Here is a 5,350-nt window from a genome sequence, read left to right as displayed (position 1 = left end):
GCGGTTGAATTAACTCTTTACCCAACGGAGCGCTCCAGCTACGGGTTTAAATGTTCGATTACCGGAAAGCGAATAGAACGGGCGTCACTTCCTGAGTTTGAACAGCTTCTCATGAAAGAGTATCCGGCAATCGACTTGGATCAACAGATGGCCGAGATAGAACAGAGTGTGGATCGATTTCTAATCTACAGAATGCTGTTGTTACCTTTATCAGGTGTTAAACAGTCAAAAAAATATCATCCAGAAGGTGATGCATTATATCATAGTTTACAAGTTTATGATCTGGCCTGTGACGAATTACCCTATGATGAAGAATTTCAATTAGCTGCTTTGTTGCACGATGTTGGAAAAGCGATCGATAACCTGAATCATGTCGAGGCCGGGTTGCAGGCTTTGGATGGTTTTGTTACAGAACGGACGGCCTGGTTAATACAGCATCATATGGAAGCACATGCAGTTAAAGCGGGAACCATTGGAGTGCGTGCTCGACGGAGATTAGTGGCAGATGAAAATTATGAGGATCTGATGTTACTGGAAGAATGTGATCAAGCCGGACGTGAGCCGGGTGTCGATGTCCCCGATCTCGATGATGCACTGGATGACATTCGGGAACTTTCCAGATTCTGTAGTTGATTTACAATACAGATCTTACCAAACAGCCTGTTTCACATCTTAAAGTGAAACGGTATCCAACAAAGGGTGATTTAATGACGAAGAGAGTACTAAGCGTTGGACAATGTGTGCCAGATACGAATTCATTAGTTCGCTTCCTAACGAACAATTTTAGCGTTGAGATTGACCAGTCTGACGTGGAAGTGGATACCTTGGAGAAAATGAAAAAACAATCGTATGATCTCGTTATGATCAATCGGAAACTGGATGCAGACTATAGTGATGGAATCGAACTGATTCAGAAAATCAAAGAATCATCTGAAGTAAAATCATCCAGGTTGATGCTTGTTTCGAACTTTCCTGAATATCAAGAAGAAGCGGTACAGGCGGGGGCTGAATATGGCATTGGTAAGAATGAGTACCAGAACCCGGAAACGGCTGAAAAATTAAAACCTTATTTAGGTTGATAATGCAGGTAGCGGCCGGGAAGCTTTTCTGAATCAAGCTTTAGAGGAGCGTTATCGAGTACGATGGGGACACCATTGGAAATTACGGTATTGATTCCTGACGACAACTGATGTGGGTTCTGATAGGTGGCATTATCCTGGACGGTCAACGGATCGAATACGACAACGTCGGCAAAGTAACCTTCTTTCAACTGGCTTCGTTTTCCGAGTCCAAACCGTATTGCAGCAGCCCCCGATAATTTATAAACCGCATCTTCCAGTGAAAAAAGCTTGTGGTCTCTAACACAAGGGCCAAGTAAGCGAGGGGCAGAGCCATATTGGCGTGGATGGATGATGCCCCCTTCCATATAAATTCCGTCCGTTCCCATCATATACAGGTCATGCTGCAATACCGGATCGACGAGACGATCATCTCCCATGTTAAAAACTAAAAGCACTGCCATTTCTTCTTCGATGAGCAGGTTGATCAGCGCTTCTTCTTTGGAAAGTCCGGATTCTTCAACATATTGGCTCAACGATTTTCCCTGATGGTGTTTGTTTTTTTCAGTTTGTACCCAGGCAATTTGAATCGCGGAGATGTCCAGTAAATAGTTATCCAGGCCGTAGCGAACGCGTTGTTGTATTTCTGGTTGTTTTAATATTTCGATTGCTTTCAGTGGACCTGCTTCGAAGACTTCGTAGGGCAGTAAAAAGTGGAGCATGGTCGAACCCGGCTGATAAGGGTAAACATCAAACGAGATATCAACCTCATGGCGGGCCACCTGATCGATATATTCCAGTGCTTCTTCTGCTTGTCCTTTATGTTGTCCTTTCATATGAGAAATATGGACTTTGACCCCTGCTCTTTTACCAATCTCTACTAATTCCTTAATCGCAGGCATCAAAGTTTTTTTATACCGGACATGCGATACATAGAGTCCGTCATACTCGGCCATCGCCTGACAGGCTTCAACAATTTCATCCGTTGTGGAAAAACACTGCGAAATATAATCAAGGCCCGTTGAAATTCCTACAGCACCTGCTTCCATGCCTTTAATGACTTCGCAGGTGATCTGTTTCATTTGAAAGTCATCGACTCGTCGCCGATCAAACCCACAAGCCATTGATCGCAGATTCGCATAGGGAATATGTGTCATTACGTTCTGGACGTTCCGGCCATCAAGTAGATTCATGTATTCCTGCAGTGTTTCCCAGCCTGTATATTCGTCGGGGTGCAGTCCATCCAATGAGCGTAAGTAATAAACCCAGTCCTGTGCCGTACAGCGATCTACCGGGGCATAGGAGATTCCGTCAGCCATAATGACTTCAGTTGTGAACCCCTGTGATGTTTTTGAGATAAAGTTAGGGGTATTCAAAAGCCAACTATCGGAATGATTATGGACATCAACAAATCCGGGAGACACTATTTTATGCTGAGCATCAATGCAAAATGAGCCAGTTGCGTGCTCCAGGCTTCCCAATGCTACAATTTTATCTCCTTTAATACCGACATCTGCACGATATCGGGGGGAGCGAGTACCATCAATGACGGTTCCACCTTGGATAAGAACATCAAAATCTGCGTTTTTATGGGAAGAATCGGCGGTATTCATGATTCACGTTAAATTCGTATTGAGGAGTAACACGGGTGGGAGACGCTAAAAATCCTGTTTACTGTGACATTTTTCGCGCGGGGAGAAAAGTCTCTTTAGAATAATATTTCAAAATAAATGAGAGCTCCTTAACTCGAGTTCACTTCTATTTTACGATCATTATCATTTCATGCGAAAATCTGTTTTCTTTCATTCCAGCAGTAATTACAATATTTAGAACTATTCTGATGTGAGATTCGTAGTGAGATTCGTAAAAGTTAAGCAATATATTAACCGACAAATGTAAAATGTCGTAAGAAGATTACTTTAGAACATTCAAACAGGAGCACTTCATGAGTCAACGTTCAACTCGTCGCGAGTTCATTAAACAGTCCTCGGCATTAGGCGCTGCATTTTGGGTTGGTGGTCAGAATCTACTGGCTGAAGAGAAATCTCCCATTGAGCGGCTCAATTTCGCATCAATTGGAATTGGTGGAAAAGGGTCAAGTGATTCAGCGAGTGCCGCGAAGAATGGGAACTTGATTGCTATTTGTGATATTGATGATAAACGTTTGGCAAAAGCGGCTGCCCGATATCCCAAGGCCAAAAAGTTTAATGACTATCGCGAAATGCTTACGGAAATGGGAGATCAGATTGATGCTGTTACCGTGAGTACGCCGGATCATTCACATGCGCCAGCCAGTGTCATGGCCATGAAAAAAGGCAAGCACTGTTTCACCCAAAAACCATTAACCTGGTCCGTTCAGGAAGCACGCGTCATGCGTGAAGTGGCTAATAAAAATAAAGTAGCCACGCAAATGGGGAATCAGGGGACTGCGAAAGATGGATTCCGTGGTGCGGTCGAAGTTATCCGTTCTGGTGTCCTGGGTAATGTTCGTGAAGCCCATGTCTGGACGAACCGACCAGTTTGGGGTAAAGGGATTGAGCGTCCACCTGAAGGCGAGCCCGTTCCGAAGAACATTCATTGGGATCTGTTTCTAGGACCCGCTCCCTATCGCCCTTACAGTACAGTTTATACGCCGTTTGAATGGCGTGGCTGGCTGGATTTTGGAACGGGAGCCCTGGGGGATATGGCCTGTCACACCATGAATATGCATGTGATGGCACTTGATCTTTTTGATCCTCTCACTGTGGAAGCAGAACAGGAAGGGATGATCGAAAACGAGACTTATCCTAAATCGACAAAAATCACATATCAATTCGGTCAGCGTGGTGATCTGGTCCCTATGAAATTGACCTGGTATGACGGTGGTAACAAGCCGCCTGAAGAACTTCTGATGGGAGAAAAAATGAAACCCAGTGGAGTGCTTCTGGTTGGTGATGAAGGCAACTTCTACACACCAGATGATTATGGTGCAGAATATGTTCTGTTACCCAAAGACAAGTTCAAGGACTTCAAGAAACCGGAACAGAGTTTGCCTCGTTCTCCCGGTCACTTTGAAGAGTTTGTCGTTGCCTGTAAAGGTGGCGCGCCAGCAATGTCCAACTTCAACTACGCCAGCCGTTTGACAGAAACGACACTGCTCGGAAATTGTGCCATTCGTGCGGGCAAGAAGCTGGAATGGGATCACAAGAAAATGGAATTCACGAACGCACCGGAAGCAAACAAGTTTCTGAGCCGTGATTACCGTGATGGGTGGTCCCTCTGATACCTGCACTCAGGTGACACCATTAAAGTCTATTAACTCCGCAGAGCGTTATGTTCTGTGGAGTTTTTTCATTGTAACGATGAGATTGTTCGAATTGTTATGCGCTTAATCGATAATATCTTCCAGCGCTGAAAGTGAAACCACTTCCGTTCTCGAGACTAGAATTCTTTTCCGGTTGGCGGCGACACCGTGTATGCCGATATCATGAACGTATAATTCACGAGTCGTGGCTGTGTCCCGTAAATCATGCACATCGGCATTTTCCAGTACCAGATAGTGTTGGTCTTGACCGATTAAAGTTCCGACAATTACATAAAGGCTGGACAGATCAATTACGATCGTCGTCCCAATCAGTTGTTCAATATAGTGACATTCATTATTCATTCAGGAATTCCGGGAAAAGACAGTTCATTGGGAGAGGTTTCGTCTCTGAAATCAAAATTATATTTTGACCAGTTTCCAATCGAAATCAACCAAAGGAAATTAGCTGATTTCATTAACTCGCTACAAGGGACAACTTCTCAGTCAAATATCCACTTGAAAACTAGGCTTGACCTCTCATCGGGCATTGAGTATGAAGCTTTCTCAATTCAAATTCTCTCTCTAGTCAAGTCATAGTCTCTCCAGATTTCCTCTAAGTTGCTGTGCATCATTTACTTACGCTTGTCTATAGCATGTAGGTAAATTTACCGTCTTCCTCCCTCTCTTTTCAGATTTTCAAATGAAAATGATGTATTTACCATTCAATTCAAAACTGAAGTGGAACCTGATTTTCCTTTGTCTGCCTTGGGTGTGCCTGTATTGTGTTACTGTGCTTCCCGCGAAGGAGCCTGTTCAATCAAAGGGTCGTTCCCTCTTACTTATGAAGAGTGGCCGAATTGTTTCAGGCGAAATCGGTGAAGGAGCGGGTGGGTATCTGGTTAAAAATCAGGCAGGCAGTATGTTGGTCCCTTATGAAGATGTTGTTTTTGAAGCGAAGGATTTGCATGGGGTTTATCTGAAACAGCGGAATTCGATGAAATATCCCACA

Annotated in this window: 5 protein-coding genes; 3 read left to right on the top strand and 2 right to left on the bottom strand. The window is 44.1% G+C overall.

The window, feature by feature from the left end; genetic code table 11:
• Positions 1-633, top strand: a 633-nt coding sequence (locus Q0668_RS13650; RefSeq protein ID WP_298865590.1) for an HD domain-containing protein, incomplete at its 5' end; no start/stop codon positions are given.
• Between the two features lie 74 nt (positions 634-707).
• Positions 708-1,079 carry a hypothetical protein gene (locus Q0668_RS13645; RefSeq protein ID WP_298865588.1) on the top strand — a complete coding sequence of 124 codons (372 nt, stop codon included), beginning with the start codon at positions 708-710 and terminating at the stop codon, positions 1,077-1,079.
• On the opposite strand, the gene Q0668_RS13640 is transcribed toward Q0668_RS13645, so the two are convergent.
• Positions 1,067-2,671 (bottom strand): D-aminoacylase, encoded by a 1,605-nt coding sequence (locus Q0668_RS13640; protein WP_298865586.1) that lies wholly within the window; start codon positions 2,669-2,671, stop codon positions 1,067-1,069. The genes Q0668_RS13645 and Q0668_RS13640 overlap by 13 nt on opposite strands.
• A 332-nt stretch (positions 2,672-3,003) precedes the next feature.
• Here Q0668_RS13640 and Q0668_RS13635 point away from each other — a divergent pair, with 332 nt between their 5' ends.
• The gene (locus Q0668_RS13635) at positions 3,004-4,320 is read left to right on the top strand and encodes a Gfo/Idh/MocA family oxidoreductase (RefSeq protein ID WP_298865584.1); all 1,317 of its coding nucleotides are present in this window, start codon (positions 3,004-3,006) and stop codon (positions 4,318-4,320) included.
• 105 nt (positions 4,321-4,425) lie between these two features.
• On the opposite strand, the gene Q0668_RS13630 is transcribed toward Q0668_RS13635, so the two are convergent.
• Positions 4,426-4,704 carry a hypothetical protein gene (locus tag Q0668_RS13630; RefSeq protein ID WP_298865582.1) on the bottom strand — a complete coding sequence of 93 codons (279 nt, stop codon included), beginning with the start codon at positions 4,702-4,704 and terminating at the stop codon, positions 4,426-4,428.
• Positions 4,705-5,350: the final 646 nt, after the last annotated feature.

The organism is uncultured Gimesia sp., from assembly GCF_937910335.1.
Classification (GTDB): Bacteria; Planctomycetota; Planctomycetia; order Planctomycetales; family Planctomycetaceae; genus Gimesia.
Note: the sequence above shows the minus strand (reverse complement) of the source record. Positions and strands in the feature narration are given on the sequence as shown.

Coding starts and splice junctions, on each gene's coding strand:
- Q0668_RS13635 (WP_298865584.1), top strand. CDS start 3,004: ATGAGTCAACGTTCAACTCGTCGCGAGTTCATTAAACAGTCCTCGGCA.
- Q0668_RS13640 (WP_298865586.1), bottom strand. CDS start 2,671: ATGAATACCGCCGATTCTTCCCATAAAAACGCAGATTTTGATGTTCTT.
- Q0668_RS13630 (WP_298865582.1), bottom strand. CDS start 4,704: ATGAATAATGAATGTCACTATATTGAACAACTGATTGGGACGACGATC.
- Q0668_RS13645 (WP_298865588.1), top strand. CDS start 708: ATGACGAAGAGAGTACTAAGCGTTGGACAATGTGTGCCAGATACGAAT.